The organism is Geothermobacter hydrogeniphilus, assembly GCF_002093115.1.
GTDB classification, from domain to species: Bacteria; Desulfobacterota; Desulfuromonadia; order Desulfuromonadales; family Geothermobacteraceae; genus Geothermobacter_A; species Geothermobacter_A hydrogeniphilus.
Map to the genome: position 1 here is coordinate 38,588 of NZ_NAAD01000016.1, position 18,774 is coordinate 57,361.

14 protein-coding genes are annotated in these 18,774 nt (G+C 60.9%); 9 read left to right on the forward strand and 5 right to left on the reverse strand.

Annotated features, from left to right (window positions below):
- Nucleotide 1: 1 nt before the first annotated feature.
- Entirely contained in the window at nt 2–1,006 is a 1,005-nt protein-coding gene (locus tag B5V00_RS12490; protein WP_085011140.1) for a potassium channel family protein, read from the reverse strand.
- A 211-nt stretch (nt 1,007–1,217) separates the two neighbouring features.
- Here B5V00_RS12490 and B5V00_RS12495 point away from each other — a divergent pair, with 211 nt between their 5' ends.
- Nucleotides 1,218–1,928, forward strand: coding sequence for a GntR family transcriptional regulator (locus B5V00_RS12495; protein ID WP_085011141.1), 711 nt, complete (start codon nt 1,218–1,220; stop codon nt 1,926–1,928).
- A gap of 169 nt (nt 1,929–2,097) precedes the next feature.
- Nucleotides 2,098–3,111 (forward strand): HD-GYP domain-containing protein, encoded by a 1,014-nt coding sequence (locus tag B5V00_RS12500; RefSeq protein WP_172399744.1) that lies wholly within the window; start codon nt 2,098–2,100, stop codon nt 3,109–3,111.
- Between the two features lie 83 nt (nt 3,112–3,194).
- Here the strand turns inward: B5V00_RS12500 and B5V00_RS12505 are convergent, their stop codons facing one another.
- Nucleotides 3,195–3,986, reverse strand: a complete 792-nt coding sequence (locus B5V00_RS12505) for an ABC transporter permease (protein ID WP_085011143.1) — start codon at nt 3,984–3,986, stop codon at nt 3,195–3,197.
- Entirely contained in the window at nt 3,983–4,939 is a 957-nt protein-coding gene (locus tag B5V00_RS12510) for an ABC transporter ATP-binding protein (RefSeq protein ID WP_085011144.1), read from the reverse strand. The genes B5V00_RS12505 and B5V00_RS12510 overlap by 4 nt, the downstream gene beginning before the upstream one ends.
- 87 nt (nt 4,940–5,026) lie before the next feature.
- On the opposite strand from B5V00_RS12510, the gene B5V00_RS12515 reads away from it, so the two are divergent.
- Nucleotides 5,027–5,602 (forward strand): cob(I)yrinic acid a,c-diamide adenosyltransferase, encoded by a 576-nt coding sequence (locus B5V00_RS12515; RefSeq protein WP_085011145.1) that lies wholly within the window; start codon nt 5,027–5,029, stop codon nt 5,600–5,602.
- Between the two features lie 255 nt (nt 5,603–5,857).
- On the opposite strand, the gene tatC is transcribed toward B5V00_RS12515, so the two are convergent.
- Nucleotides 5,858–6,643, reverse strand: coding sequence for a twin-arginine translocase subunit TatC (tatC, locus tag B5V00_RS12520; protein WP_085011146.1), 786 nt, complete (start codon nt 6,641–6,643; stop codon nt 5,858–5,860).
- On the reverse strand, nt 6,627–7,055 hold the full coding sequence (tatB, locus tag B5V00_RS17310; protein ID WP_085011147.1) for a Sec-independent protein translocase protein TatB: 429 nt from the start codon (nt 7,053–7,055) through the stop codon (nt 6,627–6,629). Before tatB ends, tatC begins: the two co-directional genes overlap by 17 nt.
- 163 nt (nt 7,056–7,218) lie before the next feature.
- Between tatB and nadA the strand changes: the two genes are divergently transcribed.
- The 6 genes from nadA (at nt 7,219) to uvrA (ending at nt 18,599) form a co-directional block, all read left to right on the forward strand.
- Complete coding sequence (gene nadA / locus B5V00_RS12530) at nt 7,219–8,136, forward strand: quinolinate synthase NadA (protein ID WP_085011148.1); 918 nt, start codon at nt 7,219–7,221, stop codon at nt 8,134–8,136.
- 766 nt (nt 8,137–8,902) lie between these two features.
- Nucleotides 8,903–12,385, forward strand: coding sequence for a transcription-repair coupling factor (mfd, locus tag B5V00_RS12535; protein WP_085011149.1), 3,483 nt, complete (start codon nt 8,903–8,905; stop codon nt 12,383–12,385).
- 23 nt (nt 12,386–12,408) lie between these two features.
- The gene (locus B5V00_RS12540) at nt 12,409–13,362 is read left to right on the forward strand and encodes a peptidylprolyl isomerase (RefSeq protein WP_172399745.1); all 954 of its coding nucleotides are present in this window, start codon (nt 12,409–12,411) and stop codon (nt 13,360–13,362) included.
- A 67-nt stretch (nt 13,363–13,429) separates the two neighbouring features.
- Entirely contained in the window at nt 13,430–14,389 is a 960-nt protein-coding gene (locus B5V00_RS12545) for a SurA N-terminal domain-containing protein (protein WP_085011151.1), read from the forward strand.
- Nucleotides 14,390–14,556: 167 nt separating this feature from the next.
- The gene (gene pdxA / locus B5V00_RS12550; protein ID WP_085011152.1) at nt 14,557–15,555 is read left to right on the forward strand and encodes a 4-hydroxythreonine-4-phosphate dehydrogenase PdxA; all 999 of its coding nucleotides are present in this window, start codon (nt 14,557–14,559) and stop codon (nt 15,553–15,555) included.
- A gap of 194 nt (nt 15,556–15,749) precedes the next feature.
- A complete protein-coding gene (gene uvrA / locus B5V00_RS12555; RefSeq protein ID WP_085011153.1) occupies nt 15,750–18,599 on the forward strand; it encodes an excinuclease ABC subunit UvrA in 2,850 nt (949 codons plus the stop codon).
- Nucleotides 18,600–18,774: the final 175 nt, after the last annotated feature.

Below are 18,774 nucleotides of genomic sequence, written 5' to 3' on the forward strand. Positions count from 1 at the left end.
GTCAACTCCGTCCGGCGGCGATCCGTTCCAGGTTTTCAATCGCCGGCCGTTCTCCGAGGGTAATCAGGATATCCCCGGCGGCAATAACGGTTTCGGAGGCCGGGTTGAAAACCATTGTACCATCCCTCTTCTTGATGCCGACGATGATGGTCCCCAGGTCCTTGCGAATCCCCGACGTCAACAGGGTTTGACCGGCAAGGGATGATTCCCGACCCACCGTCACCTCTTCCATCTGCAGTTCCAGGTTGTGGTCGGCGGTGGCGATTTCAATGAAGTCGACCACCGACGGCCGCAGGATCGCCTGGGCCATGCGGGTGGCGCCGATCACATAGGGAGAAATAACCTTGGAGGCCCCTGCCCGACGCAGTTTCAGTTCGGACCCCTCTTCGCCGGCCCGGGCGAGGATGAAGAGATTGGGATTGAGGCCGCGGGCGGTGAGGGTGATATAGACATTTTCAGTGTCGGAGGTGACCGCGGTGATCAGTCCGTTGGCTTTGCGGATGCCGGCCGCTTCGAGGGTCGCGTCATCGGTGGCGTCGCCGGCGACGAACAGGATACCGTCATCCGACAGTCGCCCGCAGAGGACGGGGTCCTTTTCTACCACGACAAAAGGAAGTGGGCGGGCGGAAAACTCACGGCAGATCAGGGCGCCGATCCGTCCGTAGCCGCAGACAATGTAGTGCCCCTGCAGTTTGGCAATCTGTTTCTGCAATTTTTTCCTCCCCAGCAGCTGGCGCAGTTGACCCTCGACGGTCAACCGGATCAGGCTGCCGACGGCGTAGGCGATAATCCCGGCGCCGAAAATAATGAGCAGAATGGTGAAGGCCTTGCCTTCAGGTGAGAGCGTGCGAACTTCGCGGAAACCGACGGTGGAGAGGGTGATCACCGTCATGTAAAGGGCGTCGAAGGGAGCCCAGCCTTCAAGCAGGGAATAGCCGACCGTACCGAAGCCGATAACCGCGACCAGGGTCAGAAGAGAAAAGCGAAGATGGCGGACCGGGTCCATGCAGGCTCCAGAGTTGGATTTTTCGGGATCATAGCGACAGCCGGCCGAAATGGCAAGTTGAAGAGCTTCGGGCGGGCAAGAAAAAGCTTGACAGGGCTTGTATACTGTATACAATCAAACATGCTAAACTTTAGTGATTCCGCCGTCACTTTTCCGTGAGAAATGAACAAGCTGTCAGTGGCGTGCGGGGTATCTGGAATGGAGATTTCCGTTGCGAAAAAAACCGATTGAACGTCATCAGACTCTCCGCGAGAAAATTCTCGAAACCATTCGTGAATCGATCCTCAAGGGTAATTTGAAACCCGGTGAGAAAGTCGCCGAACCGGAGCTGGCGGAACGCTTCGGCATCAGCCGCACGCCGATCCGTGAAGCTTTCCGGCAGCTCGAATCGGAGGGCTACCTGACGGTTATCCCCCGCAAGGGAGCGGTCGTCACCGAGCTGTCCGAACGAGATGTCAGCGAGTTTTACGCCATCAAGAGTATCCTCGAAGGCTATGCCGCCCGCCTTGCCGCCCGCAATCTCAGCCCACGGGATATTGACAAGCTCGAACAGATCAACAAGCGTCTTGAGCAGCTGGCCGAAGAAGGAGACGTGAAAAATTTCTACCGGATCCACAATGAATTTCACGATCTTTTCATCAAGGCCTCCGGCAATGAGAAGCTGGCGGAACTGATCGAACAGGTGGGGATGAAATTCAACCGTCTGCGGATGGCGTCCCTCTCCCTGCCCGGACGGATGGAGATTTCGGTCGCCGAGCATCGCAAGATTATCGCCGCCTTCAGGGACAAAGACGGAGAGTCCGCTGACAACCTGGTCAGTCGCACCGCGGCGCTCGGCGGCAAGGTGCTGATCCAGAGCATGGGTGGGTCGCACTCCCACAAGGATGCGATAAACCTGCTTGACGAGGCCGTTGATATCTGATCAATTTCGTGAAAAGGTGATACTCTCACTGTCTCAGATAGAAGAGTAGAGTTCTTGCCCGGCGACCTGCCTGAGAGGTCGCCGGTTTTTTTTGTTCACAGTTATAAAGGGGGTGCCGGGTGATGTCGATATGGAACAAGAGGCAGGCATCAAGCAGAAGGCGAGGAGAATGACCAGTCAACCCCTGACCCAGATGGCCCCGGAGGCTGCGGCGAGGGCAACCCTCGTTGATGGTGAAGAGGGGGATCTCTACGCCATCGGCATGGATTGCCTGCATCCCGACCTGCGGGCGCCGTGCGATCTCTACCGGCGGTTGCGGAGCGGAGAGTTTGTCTTCTTTGCCCGCGAGGGAATACCTTTTGACGATCGGGTCAAGGCGAGCCTGCTGGAGTTAGGGGTGGAATGCCTCTATATCCGGGAACAGGATGTCGGGCGATTTTTCCTCTATATCAAGCAGACCCTTGAAAAGATCGTCAAGGACCCCGCGGCTTCGGCTGAACACAAGGCTTCGGCGGTCCACATGTCCTGCCGGGAAACCATGCGGCGGGCCTACAGTGATCCGCGTGCCAGTTTTCTGCAGCAGGCCCACGAAGTGATCACGCCGACCGTTGACCTGATCGTCAACGACGAAGAGGCGACCCGTTGCCTGATCCGGCTGACCGCCTATGACCATTGCACCTACGTTCATTCCACCAATGTCGGCATCTTCGGCGTCGCCCTGGCGCGCATTATCCACGGCCATGAGTCAGCGGCAGTGATGGAACGGCTCGGCGCCGGGTTTTTTCTCCACGACCTCGGCAAATGCATGATTCCGATCGAGATCCTCAACAAGCCGGGAGCGCTGACCACCGCCGAACGACAGGTTGTCAATCGTCACCCCCTCGACGGTTACCACCTGCTGCAGGAACGTGGTTTCTTGACCAGAGAGGCGGAGATTCTCACCCTCCAGCATCATGAACGGGAAGACGGCAAGGGCTATCCGGCCGGCCTGACCACGCCCGACATCCACCCCTACGCCCGCATCTGCCGGCTGGTCGACGTTTACGAGGCGCTGACCGCCGAGCGTCCCTACCACCAGCGCCGCAGCACCTTTGAAGCGCTCAAGTTCATGCAGGAAAAGATCCTCACCGATATCGACCAGGAGCTGATGGCCGGCTTTGTACGGTTGTTCGCCAGGAGTTGAAGAAACCCCCGGGGTCGCCAACCCTCTCCGCCTCTGCGTTAAAAGGCTTTTGAATCTCCTTGTGTATTGGCGCATTGGTGATTTCAGTTGCGCAGCCGGTATCCCTTGCCGATCAGCAGCGCGACGATGCTGAAAAGAAGGATCGCCTGTGCCGCGGCGACGCCGAAGGCGACGCTGAAGGAGAGATCGCCGACGCCGAGGACGGCGTGGCGAAAGCCGTCGATCAGGTAGAAAAGCGGGTTGAGATGGGAGAGGCCGGCCCAGAAGCCGGGCAGAATGGAAATCGGGTAGAAGACCCCGCCGAGATAGATCAGCGGCAGGATCAGGAAGTTGGTAAACATCGACAGGGCGTCGAAATTATTGGCGAAAATGGCCGCCAGCAGCCCGAACTGGGCGAACAGGAAGCTGGCCAGGCAGGCCATTGCCAGGGCTGCCGGCGGGTGCGCCCAGGGGAGTCGGGCGAACAGGGTCGAGATCAACCAGACCGCCAGGCCGACGCCGATGCCGCGGATCATCGCCGCCAAAGTGTAGGCGCAGATGAACTGCGGCGGAGAGATCGGTGTCACCAGCAGGTCGACGATGTTGCCGAGATAGCGCGACATGAAGAGGCTGGAGCTGGTATTGGCGAAGGAGTTGTTGATCACCCCCATCAGGATCAGGCCGGGAATGACGAACTGGGCATAGGAGAAGCCCTCCAGCACGCTGATTCGCTCGCCGAGGGTGGCGCCGAAGACGAACAGGTAGAGGGACGCGGAGATGATCGGTGCCAGCAGGGTCTGCGATGACACCCGCAGAAAGCGGCGGATTTCCTTCTGAGTCAGGGTCCAGAAGGGCTGCCAGCGATGGTAGCGGCGATCGCCGAAAACCAGTTTCATGCTTCCCCTTCCCCGTTGTTTTTGAGACCGGTCATTTCGATAAAGATATCTTCGAGGTTCGGCTGCCGGGTTTCAATCTCCGCCACCTGCAGGCCGAGGCTGCTGATGCGCCCGAGCAATTCACCGCTGGCGGCCCCCTGCGGCACCGGCAGGGTCAGAATCAGCCCCTCCCCCTCCAGTCGCGGCTCGAGGTCCGCCAGCTCCGGCGGCGGCGAAGCCAGGGGGTGTTTCAGTTGCAGCACCAGCTCCCGCCGGCCGCAGCGCTGCAGCAGGCTGGAAGTCTTTTCCAGTGCGAGGATTTCGCCGTGGTTCATGATGGCGATCCGTTCGCACATCTGCTCGGCTTCTTCGAGGTAGTGGGTGGTGAGCAGGATACTGGTCCCCTGGTTGTTGATCTCGCGGACGAAGTCCCACAGCGAATGGCGCAGTTCGACATCGACGCCGGCGGTCGGTTCATCGAGGATCAGCAGCTTCGGCTTGTGAATCAGCGCTTTGGCGATCATCATCCGCCGTTTCAGGCCGCCGGAGAGCTTGATGATCACCTTGCCGAGATGCGGCCGCAGGCCGAGACGATCAATCAGCATGTTGCGCCAGGCCGGATCGTCATCGACCCCGAAGTAGCCGGAGTGGATGCGCAGCGACCGGTCGATGGTGAAGAAGTTGTCGATGACGATTTCCTGGTGCATGACTCCGGTCAGCCGGCGGGTCAGCCGGTAGTCGCGAACATTGTCGAGGCCGAAGATTTCCACCCGGCCGCCGCCGATGCGGGTGACTCCGGCGATCATGTTGATGGTGGTGCTTTTACCGGCGCCGTTGGGGCCGAGCAGGCCGAAGATCTCGCCGGCGCGGATTTCAAAGGAGATCCCTTTGACCACTTCAGGGCCGTCGAAACGTTTGCGCAGCTTGGAGATTTTCAGCGCGGGAGAAGTTTGATTTGCAGTTGTCGCGTGCATGAGGGGTATAATAGGCGCAAGGACGCTAAAGGACAACCGTGGCCGTAAACGATAAAATGGAAAATTTCAAGCACAGGAGATTCTTCGATGGTCAAGCTTGACCGGATCACCACCGGCGGCGGCGACAAGGGACAGACCAGCCTGGTCGACGGATCCCGGGTGCCGAAACAGTCGCTCCGGGTGGAGGCCTATGGCGGGGTCGATGAACTCAACAGCCTGTTCGGCGTGGTGCTGCTCGAAGCGCTGCCGCAGGGTGTCGGGCCGGAACTGGAGCGGATTCAGAACGACCTGTTTGATCTTGGCGCTGATTTCGCCACGCCGAGCGACGGGGCGGTCGGTGAGCGGGCCCTGCGCATCACCGATAATCACGTGAAACGTCTCGAAGCCGAGGTTGATCGGGTCACCGCTCTGCTGGAACCGTTGACCAGCTTCGTCCTGCCCGGCGGCACCCGCGCCGGGGCGCTGCTGCATCTGGCCCGCGCCACCGCCCGGCGGGTTGAACGCCAGGCCTGGCGGCTGGTCGAAGAGGAGGGGGTCGAAAAGATCAACCCCCGGGCCCTGACCTACCTCAACCGCCTCTCCGACCTCTGCTTCGTCTGGGCCCGGCTGGCCAATGACGGTGGGCGGGCCGACCGACTCTGGCAGCCCTGCGACAACTGCTGAGGCGGCCGATACGCACCCATCTGCGGCGTTACGCTCAGCCTTCAATCCTCGACGTAGCTGCCGCTACGCCTGCGGTTTCAGTCTTCGCAAGCCTTGCATCTGGGCACGTCTCGACCGCCTCGCAACAGAGGTTACAGGGGGGTGAGACTGCATCGAACCGTGACGGAAGGAACGGTTGGTCTTGGCAAACGAAAGGGGCTGCTCCCGCATGGTGAGCAGCCCCTTTTTGCAGTTTTCAGAAGAGGTTGGTCAACTTCAGTCGGCTTCCCCCTCCCCTTCGCTTTCATCCTCATCTTCAAATTCATCCGCGGTTTTCTTCTTGCCGAAGAAACGTGCCACCCAGATGCCGATTTCGTAGAGAATGACAAAGGGCAACGCCAGGGCGACCTGGGAGAAGACATCGGGCGGGGTGAGGATGGCGCCGATGACGAAGCCGATCACCAGCGCGTACTTGCGCTTGGCGGCCAGCCACTTGTAGTCGACAATGCCGATGCGGGCGAGGAAGAAGATGATGATCGGCAGTTCGAACACCACACCGAAGGCGAACAGCAGCTTGGTGGCAAAGGAGAGATAGCCGCCCATCGACAGCATCGGCGCCAGGCTGCCCTTCAGGCCGAAACCAATCAGGAAGGTGAAGATGCGCGGGAAGACGAAGAAGAAGCCGAAGTAGGTACCGACGCCGAAGCAGAGGCAACTGGCGAGGACAAAGGGAATCGCCAGCCGTTTCTCGTTGCTGTAGAGTCCGGGGGCGATGAAGGCCCAGATCTGCCAGAAAATGATAGGCAGGGCGACCAGGAAGCCGGCCAGGGCACCGAGTTTCATGTAGGTGAAGAAGGGCTCGGTGGCGTTGATGAAGACCAGCGAACTGCCTTCCGGCAGGGCGGTCTTGACCGGCCCGGCGATGTAGCTGAACAGTCGTTCGGCAAAACTGTAGCAGACGAGAAAGGCGATGAACCAGGCGGCGGCGGAAATCGTCAGGCGTTTGCGCAGTTCTTCAAGATGGGCCATCAGCGGCAATTGTTCTTCAGCCACGTTGCTCATCCTTGTGCTCTTCCTTGTTCAGGCTGTCCTGCTTGTCATCCAGCTCGGCGTTGGTCGAGTCTTCGCGCAACGCGTCGGTCCCGCTCGTCTCCTCCGTGGTCTGTTCGGCCAGCGGCCCGAGCCCTTCCTGTGGTTCGTCGTCGACCTCGGTTTTCACCCCGCTGTAGTAGGGTCCGGGTTCTTCCTCGGCACTGTCGGGAGGCTGCAGCTTGCCGCCCTCGAGAATCTGCCTGCGCAACTCGTCGGTGCGGGTTTCCTCCTGGATGGTGTGCTTGAATTCGTCGGTTGCTTTCTTGAATTCATTCATGGCCCGCCCCATGGCACGGGCGATATCGGGGAGTTTTTTCGGGCCGATGACCATCAGCGCGATGGCGAGAATCATCAGCAGTTCAGGGAAGCCGATTCCAAACATGTCGTAGAGTCCTGGTTGAGAGTCGGTTGAGAATAGCCGCAATCAGGGGGCAAGTCAAGGATGTGAAAGGGGCTTAACGGTTTGACATAGCAGGACTTTTCCACTAGACTGCGCCCCTGTGCCGTTTACGGAATCTTCAAATGGAAGATTAAGAAGGATCGTCATGACCGAGCAAGAGATCAAAAAGGAAATTCGCCGTCTGTGTGATGAGCGCGACGCCCTGCTGCTGGCGCACAACTATCAGCGTGACGAGGTTCAGGAAATAGCCGATATCACCGGGGATTCCCTCGGCCTGTCGATGGAGGCGGCGAACACCGACAAACAGGTTATCGTTTTCTGCGGGGTCCATTTCATGGCGGAGAGCGCCGCCATTCTCGCTCCGCAGAAAACCGTGTTGCTGCCGCGCGCCGATTCCGGTTGTCCGATGGCCGACATGGTCACTGCAGAAGGGCTGCGTGACCTGAAGCGGCAGCATCCCGACGCCACCGTTGTCACCTACGTCAACTCCTCGGCGGCGGTCAAGGCCGAAAGCGATATCTGCTGCACCTCCTCCAACGCCGTCAACGTGGCCCGCTCACTCGAGACGAAAAAACTGTTGCTGGTGCCCGATCGCAATCTCGGCCGTTACATCGCTTCGCACCTGCCGGACAAGGAATGCATCTGCTGGGAAGGCTATTGTCCGACCCACGACCGGCTCAAGGTTGCCGATATCGAGCAGGCCCGTGCCGACCACCCGGATGCCCTGTTCATGGCCCACCCCGAGTGTACCCCCGAAATTCTCGAACTGGCCGACCATATCTGTTCGACCAGCGGCATGTACGAATACGCCCGCAGCAGTGAGGCCCGCAAGTTCATCGTCGGCACCGAGATGGGCATCCTCTACCGGCTGCGCAAGGAGAACCCGGACAAGGAGTTCATCCTGCCGAGCCAGGCGCTGATCTGCCCGAATATGAAACTGACCAATCTTGAAGATATTCTCAGGGCGCTGCAGACCCTTGAGCCGCGGATCACAGTGGCTGAGGAGGTTCGGGTGCGGGCGAAGATGGCGTTGGACAGGATGCTGGCAGTCCCCCGCGATTAGGGTGCGAGGGCGGCTGAAAAGCACCCATCTGCTGCGTTGCTCCCGCCTTCGGTCGCTGCGACGTAGCTGCCGCTACGCCTCACGCCCTCAGTTGGGAGACGCCTTGCATCTGGGCACTTTTGAGCCGCCTTGGAGCGGTAGTGGGAAAGCGTTTTTAGATGAGATTGTGGGTGCGAGGGCGGCTGAAAAGCACCCATCTGCTGCGTTGCTCCTGCCTTCGGTCGCTGCGACGTAGCTGCCGCTACGCCTCACTCCCTCAGTTGGGAGACGCCTTGCATCTAGGCACTTTTGAGCCGCCTTGGAGCGGTGGTGGGAAAGCGTTTTCAGATGAGATTGTGGGTGCGAGGGCGGCTGAAAAGCACCCATCTGCTGCGTTGCCCCACCTTCGGTCGCTGCGACGTAGCTGCCGCTACGCCTCACGCCCTCAGTTGGGAGACGCCTTGCATCCGGGCACTTTTGAGCCGCCTTGGAGCGGTAGTGGTGGGGACGTGTTTTCAGGTGAGATTGTGGGTGCGAGGGCGGCTGAAAAGCACCCATCTCGCGTTGCTCCCGCCTTCGGTCGCTGCGACGTAGCTGCCGCTACACCTCGTTCCCTTAGTCGAGAGACGCTTTGCATCTGCTGTCGTCTGTTGCTCTGGCTCAACATTCCAGAGGCATTTGGCCGCCAAGACGCCAAGAACGCCAAGCAACCCTTTTGAATCTTTTGTTTTTCTTGGCGCTCTTGGCGTCTTGAGCGAGCGCAGCGAGCGGGTGGCAGATTTTAACCATGACCGAAGACCCTTCCCAGGATATCCAGCACGCCACCATCCGCAGCATTGTCGAGCAGTGCGCCGCCTCGACCGGTCGTGCCGAGGTTCTCGGTCTGCACGGCAGCGCCGGAGCTCATCTGCTGGCGCGGCTGCTGGCGGAAGCTGCGCGGCCGCTGGTGGTGGTGGCACCCGACCAGAAGCAGGCGACGCGGCTGGCGCAGGATCTCGCCTTTTACCATGGCCGACCCGGGGAAATCGGCCAGTTGCCGGCCTGGGAGATGCGGCCCTACGACGTCCTGACGCCGCACCCCGAGGTTGAGGCGACGCGGCTGGCGACCCTGGCACGCCTGGCTTCCGGTCAGCTGCGGGCGGTGGTGCTGCCGGTGCAGTCGCTGCTGCAGAAACTGATTCCGCGACAGGTTCTGGCCCAGCTCAGCGAATGTTTCGAGCTGGATGTCGAATATCCCCGTGAACAGCTGTTGACGCGTCTTGGTGAACTCGGTTATCAGCCGGTGCCGCTGGTTGAGGATCGAGGCACCTTCTCGGTGCGTGGTGACATCCTCGACCTGTTTCCGCCGAGCGGCGAACGTCCCTTGAGGCTCGAATTCTTCGGTGACACGCTGGAAAAGATTCGTCCCTTCGATCCGGTCAGCCAGCGCTCTCTGCCGGAGTCCTGTTCCCGGGTCGAACTGCAGCCGGCACGCGAGCTGGTTCTTGCCGGGGAGCACCTGAACTGTTTTCTGACCCGGCTCAAGGATCGCTGCGATGAGCTCGGATTGCCCCGATCGGTGCGGGAGACCGTTGCCGACGAGGCGCGCGAAGGGCTGCTCGCGCCCGGTCGCAGTTTCCTGCTGCCACTCAACTATGCACGGCTCGATACCCTCTTCGACTACGTCGACGATGCCCGCTGGGTGCTGGTCGATCCGCCGGCGGTCGAACAGGGAGCAGACGTTTTCGCCGGTGAAGTACACGACGGTGAGGCGGCTGCCGCCCGGCGCGGGGAACCCTATGTCGCGGCCGGGAGTCTCTATCTCACGCCGGAAGAACTGGAACAGCAGCTCAGTCTGCGGCCGCGGCTTGAGTTCTCCAGCCTGCAGGTCTACCGGCTGGAGGATGATCATCCCCTGTTCCGGGTCGATGCTCAGGGAAACGGCGACCTGCGGGCTGATCTGCAGCAGCCGGACGGCGGCCTGGCGAAGCTGGCCGAACGGTTCAGTTCCTGGCGGCAGGGCGGCTGGCGGATTCTGCTGGTCTGTCATACCCGCGGCCAGGCGGAACGGCTTGCCGACCTGCTGGCGCCCTACGGTCTCGACCTGCCCGCCGATCCCCCGCCCTTTTCCACCCTGCCCGACGCCGGTGAACTGCAGCTGGTACGCGGGGACCTTTCGTCCGGTTTCCGCCTGCCGCTGGAAAAGCTGGTGGTGGTCACCGAGGAGGAGTTGTTTGGTCGCCGTGTTCGGCGTCGGCGCAGCAACGAAGAGCGCGCCAGGGCGCTGCTCTCTTCGCTGGCGGAACTGAAAAATGGCGATCTGGTGGTGCATGCCGACCATGGTATCGGCCGCTACCACGGGCTTGAACACCTGCAGCTCGGTCCGGTCGAGGGTGATTTCCTCCATCTTGAATATGCCGGAGCCGACAAGCTCTTCCTGCCGATCGACCGGATCGAAAAGGTACAGAAATATGTCGGGGGCGAAGGGGGCGAGCCGAAGCTGGACAAGATGGGCGGTCAGGGCTGGGAAAAGGCCCGCCTGCGGGCCCGCGCCATGGTCGAGGAACTGGCCCGTGAACTGCTGCAGATCTATGCCCGCCGGGAGATGACCGGCGGCTATCGTTACAGTCCCCCTGATCGCCTGTACCGGGAATTCGAAGCGGCCTTCCCCTACGAGGAAACCCCCGATCAGCTGGCCGCCATCGAAGATGTGCTGGCGGACATGACCGGTGACAAGACCATGGACCGTCTGGTCTGCGGGGATGTCGGCTACGGCAAGACCGAGGTCGCCATCCGCGCAGCCTTCAAGGCGGTTCTTGACAGTCGTCAGGTGGCGATGCTGGTGCCGACCACGGTTCTGGCCCAGCAGCATCTGGTTTCCTTCCGTGAGCGGCTCAGGGATTTTCCGGTGACGGTGGAGATGGTCTCCCGCTTCGTCCCGCCGGTGCGGCAGAAAGAGATTCTGCAGCGCGTCGCGGAGGGCCGGGTCGACATCCTGATCGGCACCCACCGATTGCTGCAGCGTGATGTCCGCTTCAAGGACCTGGGGCTGGTTGTCATCGACGAGGAACAGCGCTTCGGTGTCACCCATAAAGAGCGGTTGAAAAAACTGCGTGCCGAGGTCGATGTGCTGACCCTGACCGCCACGCCGATTCCGCGGACCCTGCACCTGTCGATGGCCGGTCTGCGCGATCTGTCGATTATCGAGACGGCGCCGGTCGACCGGTTGGCGATCCGCACCTATGTCACCCGTTTCGACGAGGAACTGGTCAGTGAGGCAATCCGCCGTGAACTGCGGCGCGGCGGGCAGGTCTTCTTTGTCCATAACCGGGTGCAGAATATCGAGCCGATGGCCGATTACCTGCGCAACCTGGTGCCGGAGGCGAAGATCACTGTCGGTCATGGCCAGCTTGGCGAGAAAGAGCTGGAACAGGTGATGATCGATTTCATCGAGGGGCGCAGCAACGTGCTGGTCTGTTCGACCATCATCGAGAGCGGTCTCGATATCCCGCGTGCCAACACCATCATCATCAACCGCGCCGATTGTTTCGGCCTCGCCCAGCTCTACCAGTTGCGCGGCCGGGTCGGACGGTCGAAACAGCGTGCTTACGCCTACCTGTTGATCCCCGGTGAGGGGGCGTTGACCCGGCAGGCGCGCGAACGGCTCAAGGTGCTGCAGGATCTGACCGAACTCGGTGCCGGATTTCGCATCGCCAGCCATGATCTTGAACTGCGCGGTGCCGGCGACCTGCTCGGTGCCCGCCAGGCCGGCCAGATCGCCGCCGTCGGCTTCGAGATGTACACTGAACTGCTGCAGGAGACCATCGCCGAGCTGCAGGGACGTGAGCATCGTCCGCAGGTCGATCCCGAGATCCGCCTCGGGCTTTCGGCCTACCTGCCGGAAAGCTATGTTTCCGACCCCAACCAGCGGCTGGTTCTTTATCGCGCCATGGCCGGTGCCGACGCGGAGGAGGATCTTTACGCCCTGGCCGATGAACTGCGCGACCGTTACGGGGAAATTCCCGAGCCGGCGTCCCTGTTGCTGGAGGTGATGCGCCTGCGGGTGCTGCTCAAGCAGCTCTGGATCGAGCAGGCCGAATATGATGGTCGACGCCTAGTCTGCGCTTTTCATGCCCAGACCCCGGTGCCGCCGGAAAAGATTCTCGCCCTGCTGCGGCAACCCGACCGCTACCAGTTTTCTCCGGACTATCGGCTCACCGTGCACTGTGGTAAAATCGCCGGCCGGGAGCTGCTGGAGATGGCCAGAAATGAATTGCGGCGCCTGCTCTGAGCATGGTAGCCTGCCGCGCAGAGATGAAAGTTTTCCGCGTTTTCAACAGGTTATTATTCTTTTCAATACTGCTCGCGATGCTGCTGAGTGGTTGTCGGGAAGAGGGACCAGGGCGCTCGCCGGTGCTGTTGCGGGTTGACGGACGCGAGGTTACGCTGGCACGGTTCAATCGCTCCTTCGAGCGGACGCTGCCGGGAGAAGAGCAACTCAGCCCGGAACAGCGGCGGACGTTGCGGCGCAGTTACCTGGGCCAGGTTGTCGATCGGGAGTTGGCGCTGGCCGAGGCCGACCGGCTGAATGTCGTGGTGACGCCGAGTGAGGTGGAACAGGCGCTGGAGGAAACGACCTCCGATTATACCCCGCAGGAGTTCGAGCGACTGCTGCGGGAACAGGACCTGAGCCGTGATGACTGGCGGCGCCGGCTGGCCGAAGGGATGCGCATCGAAAAGGTGATCGCGCTGGCGGCCTATTCCGGGGTGCGGGTGTCGGAAAGCGAGGTCGCCGCTTATTATAAAAAACATCGCGACCAGTTCAAGCGCCCGCAACAGGTTCGGGCGCGGCAACTGGTGGTTGCCGAGCGGGAAACGGGTGAACGGTTGCTCGGTCGGTTGCGCCAGGGTGAGGATTTTGCCGACCTGGCGCGTCGCTATTCCCTCTCCCCGGATGGTGAACAGGGTGGGGATTTGGGCTGGTTCGCCCGCGGACAGATGCCGCCGGAATTCGATGCCGTGGTTTTCAAGCTGGCGGTCGGCCGTATCAGCGACCTGGTCAAGAGCCCCTACGGCTATCATCTCTTCCTGGTTGAGGAGCGGCGTCCGGCGAAGAAGCTCAAGCTCGAAGAAGCGGCTCCGGAGATCCGCAAAGAGTTGCAGCGCGAGGCGGAGCAACGGGCCTACCAGGCCTGGCTCGTCAATCTGCGCAAGCGGGCCGAGATCGAAGTCAACCTGGATTTGCTGAATGAAACTGACGGCGACTGACGGGATACCGCCCGCGCCGCCGGCAGGTCCCGCGCATTGAACCCGAACCCGAATTGATGAAAGCGCCATGCGGACCCTGAAAAGAACCCTGCCGATTTTTCTGTTGCTGTTGCTGGTTGCCGGAACGGTTCATGCCGAACTGGTCAGCAAGATCGCCGCGATCGTCAACGATGACATCATCACCACCCACCAGCTTGATCTCAAGTTGGCGGAATATTTCGCCAACGAGGCCAGGGGGCGCAAGATCCCGCCGCAACAGATTGCGGCATTGCGGGAAAAGTTGCTCGACCGGATGATTGATCAGGTTCTGGTCAAGCAGCAGATCAAGTCCCTCGGGCTGACCGTCAGTGACGCCGAGATTGATCAGGCCATTGCTGACGTGCAGCGGAAGAACAAGCTCACCAGGGAGCAACTGAGCAAGGCCCTGGAAGCCCAGGGAATGAGTTACGATGCCTATCGGGAAAAGCTGCGCGCCCAGCTGTTGCAATACAAGCTGATCGGCCGCCAGGTGCAGAGCAAGATCGATGTCACCGACACCGATATCCGCCTCTATTTCCGTTCCCATATCGATGATTATCGAGAGCCCCCCTTCGTCAAGCTCGCCAACCTGCTGTTTCCCCTGCCGCAGCATGCTGATGATGCGCAGATCGCCGAGGTTCGTCAACGTGCCGCTCAGGCGCTGGCCAGGCTGCGCGCGGGTGAAGATTTTTCCGTCCTGCTGAAGGAGCTTGAAGCGTCCGGACAGGCCCAGGGAGGGGAGATGGGCCGGTTCAAGGAAGGCGAGCTTTCCGGTGCCATCCGCGAAGCCCTCGCGGGGCTGAAAACCGGCGATTACAGTTCCCCGGTGCAGACTCTGGCGGGGTTCCTGATCTTCAAGGTTGTCGATCGCACCCCCGGTCATATCCGCAATTTTGACCAGGTCAAGGCAGAGATCAAGCAGAAGCTGGTCGATGAGGACCGGGAGCGCCAGTTCAAAAAATGGACGACAACCCTGAAGAAGGATTCCTACATCGATATCAGAATATAATCTTCGAGGCTCAAGGCTCAAGGCTCAAGGCTCAAGGCTCAAGGCTCAAGGCTCAAGGCTCAAAAGGCGGAAGGGATCGCGGCAATCCTTTCTGCCTTTTTCTGTTTTGCTTGCCCGTTGTGGTCCCGCTCGGCTATAGTCATTGCTTACCATTTTGGATTTCATTTATGGATAAACCGCTGATTATGACCATGGGCGACCCGACCGGGGTCGGTCCGGAGCTGCTCGTCAAGGCCCTGCTGGAGGGGGAGCTGGAGAACCGTGCCCGGCCGCTGCAGGTGGTCGGTGATGTCGGTGTGCTGCGACGCGCGGCGCGCGTTTTCGCTGCCGAGGTTCGGGCCGAGCCGGAGACTGGTGGACTGCAGCGACTGCTTATCGGCGGGCGTTCGCTGGTGGTCCGGCCGGTCTCCAGCCTGCCGGCGGACAGTCTGGTCTACGGTCGGCCGGACGCGACCGCCGGGCGGGCCATGGCCGCCTATGTCGAGGCTGCAGCGCAGGCCTGCCTCACCGGAGAAGCCGCCGGCATGGTCACCTGTCCGATCAACAAGGCGGCGATCAATGCCGCCGGCATTCGCTTTCCCGGTCACACCGAGCTGCTGGCCGAGCGCTGTGGGGTGGAAAAGGTGGTGATGATGCTGGCCGGCACGCGGCTGCGGGTCTGCCTGGTGACCACCCATCTCGCCTATCGTGATGTCCCCGGGGTGCTTTCCGGCGCTGAGATTCTGGCCACCATCCGCATCGTCGATCATGCTTTCCGCGAACAGTTCGGTCTCAAGACGCCGCGCCTGGCGGTGGCGGCGCTCAACCCGCACGCCGGGGAGGAAGGACTGTTCGGTGACGAGGAAGAGCGGCTGATCCTCCCGGCCATCGTGCAGGCGCGCGACCGGGGAATCGATGTGCGGGGCCCCTTCCCGTCCGACACCCTGTTTCACTTCGCCGCCCGCGGCGACTACGACGCGGTGATCTGCATGTACCACGACCAGGGACTGATCCCCCTGAAGCTGCTGCACTTCGACGATGCCGTCAATGTCACCCTCGGACTGCCGATTGTCCGCACCTCGGTTGACCACGGCACCGCCTACGACATCGCCGGCACTGGAACGGCGAGCACCGCCAGCCTGGCGGCGGCGATCGGCATGGCGGAGCAGATGAGCAACAATCTTTAGCCACCAAGACACCAAGTACGCCAAGAAAGGCAAAGGCGTTTAGGGTTGCAAAAACTGCCCCTGGCGGAGAGCTAAACAGCCTGTGAGATTTGATTTCTTGGTGTCCTTGGCGTCTTGAGTGAGGATTACGAGCGGGTGGCCAATCGAAGTTCATGCCTTTAACCTTGGGCCTCAAGCCTAGAGCCTGATTTTTTATGACCGACAAAATCATCATCAAAGGTGCCTGCGAGCACAACCTGAAACATATCGACGTCGAGATTCCGCGTGACAAGCTGGTGGTGATCACCGGCGTCTCCGGCTCGGGGAAATCGACCCTCGCCTTCGACACCATCTATGCCGAGGGGCAGCGGCGCTATGTGGAATCCCTTTCGGCCTACGCCCGCCAGTTCCTCGAACAGATGGACAAGCCGGATGTCGAGAGCATCGAGGGTCTCTCCCCGGCGATCTCCATCGAGCAGAAGACCACCAGCCGCAATCCCCGCTCCACGGTCGGCACGGTGACCGAAATCTACGACTACCTGCGGTTGCTGTATGCCCGCATCGGCCGGGTCTACTGTTTCAAGTGCGGCCGGGAAATCGCTTCGCAGACGGTTCAGCAGATGGTGGATAAGGTGCTGGAGCTGCCGGAAAAGAGCAAGGTGATCCTGCTGGCGCCGATCGTGCGCGGACGCAAGGGTGAATATCGCAAGGAGCTGAGGCAGCTGCAGGCCGACGGCTTCGTCCGGGTTCGCGTTGACGGCGAGCAGTATGAACTGGGGGAGGAGATCCCGCTCGACAAGAACAGGAAGCACACCATCGAGGTGATTGTCGATCGGCTGGTGGTCAAGGAGGGCATCCGCACCCGGCTCGCCGATTCGCTGGAAACCGCCCTGCGCCTGGCCGACGGTACGGTGCGGGTCGAAGTGGTCGGCGGTGAAAGCGCTCTCTGGTCGGAACAGCACGCCTGTGTTGAGTGCGGTGTTTCCTACCCGGAGATCACTCCGCGGATGTTCTCCTTCAACAATCCCTACGGGGCCTGCCCCGACTGTTCCGGTCTCGGTACGCGAATGTACTTCGACCCGGAGCTGGTGGTTCCCGACGCGACCCTCTCGCTGCGCGAGGGGGCGGTGGCACCCTGGGAGAGCCGCACCGGGGTCTATTACCAGAACATTCTCGAATCGCTGGCGGACCATTATGATTTCAGCATTCGCACCCCGTTCCGCGAACTTCCGGAGCCGGTACGGCAGGTTGTCCTGCAGGGCTCCGGGGAGGAGAAGATCCGCTTTTTCTGGGACCAGGGACAACGGCGGCACTTTTACCAGAAGGCCTTCGAAGGGGTGATTCCCAACCTGGAGCGGCGCTACCGGGAGACCGATTCCGACACGGTGCGGGAACAGCTTGAACAGTACATGAATGTCATGCCCTGCCCGACCTGCAACGGCGCCAGGCTGAAGCTGGAGATGCTCAACGTGCGCATCGGCGATCGCAATATCCAGCAGGTCTGTGCCCTTTCCATCGGCGAGGCGGAAACCTTCTTCGCCGAACTCGAACTGACCTCGAGGGAACAACAGATCGCCCGGCGGATTCTCAAAGAGATTCGAGAGCGGCTTTCTTTTCTGACTCATGTCGGTCTTGATTACCTCTCCCTTGACCGGACATCGGGGACCCTCTCCGGCGGCGAGGGGCAGCGCATCCGTCTCGCCACCCAGGTCGGCTCCAGCCTGGTGGGGGTGCTCTATATTCTCGATGAGCCCTCCATCGGTTTGCACCAGCGCGACAACCGGCGTCTGCTGGAGACTCTCAAGCGGTTGCGTGATATCGGCAACACGGTGCTGGTGGTCGAACACGACGAGGAAACGATCCTCGAAGCGGATCATGTCATTGACATGGGACCGGCGGCCGGGGTGCATGGCGGCGAGGTCGTCGCCCAGGGCACTCCCCGGCAGATCCTCGACAATGCGGTGTCGCTGACCGGTCGCTACCTGAGCGGCGAACTGCAGATTCCCATGCCCGCCTCCCGTCGTCGGCCGGAGCGTTGGATCGAGATCCGCGGCGCTCGGGAGAACAACCTGAAGAATCTTGACGTGCGCGTCCCGCTCGGGGTGATGACCTGCGTCACCGGGGTGTCCGGTTCGGGTAAATCGACCCTGACCATCGATACCCTCTACCGCATGCTCGCGTCACACCTCAATGGTTCCCGGCAACGGGCCGGGTGTTGTGACGCCATTCTCGGCCTCGAACAGCTCGACAAGGTGATCGATATCGACCAGTCGCCGATCGGGCGGACGCCGCGTTCCAATCCGGCCACCTACACCGGAGTGTTCACCGATATCCGGCAGTTGTTCGCCGAGTTGACCGAGGCGAGGGTGCGCGGCTACAAACCGGGGAGATTTTCCTTCAATGTCAGGGGGGGACGCTGTGAGGCCTGCCAGGGCGACGGTATCCTCAAGATCGAGATGCACTTTCTGCCCGATGTCTTCGTTACCTGCGACACCTGCGACGGGGCGCGTTTCAATCGCGAGACCCTGGAAGTGAAATACAAGGGGAAATCGATCGCCGAAGTCCTTGACATGACCGCCAACCAGGCGGCGAAATTTTTTGAGAACATCCCGAAAATAAAGAACAAGCTCGAAACCCTGCGGGATGTCGGTCTCGGCTACATCAAGCTCGGCCAGAGCGCCACCACGCTGTCCGGCGGAGAAGCGCAACGGGTCAAGCTGGCCAAAGAGCTCAGTAAACGCGCCACCGGCAGGACCATTTACATTCTTGACGAGCCGACTACCGGGCTGCATTTTGCCGATATCGAAAAACTGCTGCAGGTGCTGCAGCGACTGGTCGAGACCGGCAACACGGTGGTGATTATCGAACACAATCTCGATGTCATCAAGACCGCCGACTATCTGATCGATCTCGGTCCAGAGGGTGGCAGCCGCGGAGGTCGGCTGGTGGCAGTCGGTACGCCGGAAGAGGTTGTCCGGATCCCGGAATCGTATACCGGGGTTTTCCTGCGTCCCTATCTTGATGCGGCCGACAGGAAGTGTGGCGCCGGCGCGACAGTTGGTTGACACTCTGTGGTGAAAAGCCCACGGGATTTCACGGAGCGGTGGAAAGTGAAAAAGAGCTTATCCTTTGCCGGGTTAAGTCCGACAAGATAAGAGGCGCCCAATAGCGGGGCAACAAGCTGAAAAGACAAGTGGACTGAGGCGTGCGTCGGGCAGTGATTTTATTGCCGATAAAAAG

Coding starts and splice junctions, on each gene's coding strand:
- B5V00_RS12490 (WP_085011140.1), bottom strand. CDS start 1,006: ATGGACCCGGTCCGCCATCTTCGCTTTTCTCTTCTGACCCTGGTCGCG.
- B5V00_RS12500 (WP_172399744.1), top strand. CDS start 2,098: ATGACCAGTCAACCCCTGACCCAGATGGCCCCGGAGGCTGCGGCGAGG.
- B5V00_RS12505 (WP_085011143.1), bottom strand. CDS start 3,986: ATGAAACTGGTTTTCGGCGATCGCCGCTACCATCGCTGGCAGCCCTTC.
- B5V00_RS12510 (WP_085011144.1), bottom strand. CDS start 4,939: ATGCACGCGACAACTGCAAATCAAACTTCTCCCGCGCTGAAAATCTCC.
- B5V00_RS12515 (WP_085011145.1), top strand. CDS start 5,027: ATGGTCAAGCTTGACCGGATCACCACCGGCGGCGGCGACAAGGGACAG.
- tatC (WP_085011146.1), bottom strand. CDS start 6,643: ATGAGCAACGTGGCTGAAGAACAATTGCCGCTGATGGCCCATCTTGAA.
- tatB (WP_085011147.1), bottom strand. CDS start 7,055: ATGTTTGGAATCGGCTTCCCTGAACTGCTGATGATTCTCGCCATCGCG.
- nadA (WP_085011148.1), top strand. CDS start 7,219: ATGACCGAGCAAGAGATCAAAAAGGAAATTCGCCGTCTGTGTGATGAG.
- mfd (WP_085011149.1), top strand. CDS start 8,903: ATGACCGAAGACCCTTCCCAGGATATCCAGCACGCCACCATCCGCAGC.
- B5V00_RS12540 (WP_172399745.1), top strand. CDS start 12,409: ATGAAAGTTTTCCGCGTTTTCAACAGGTTATTATTCTTTTCAATACTG.
- B5V00_RS12545 (WP_085011151.1), top strand. CDS start 13,430: ATGCGGACCCTGAAAAGAACCCTGCCGATTTTTCTGTTGCTGTTGCTG.
- pdxA (WP_085011152.1), top strand. CDS start 14,557: ATGGATAAACCGCTGATTATGACCATGGGCGACCCGACCGGGGTCGGT.
- uvrA (WP_085011153.1), top strand. CDS start 15,750: ATGACCGACAAAATCATCATCAAAGGTGCCTGCGAGCACAACCTGAAA.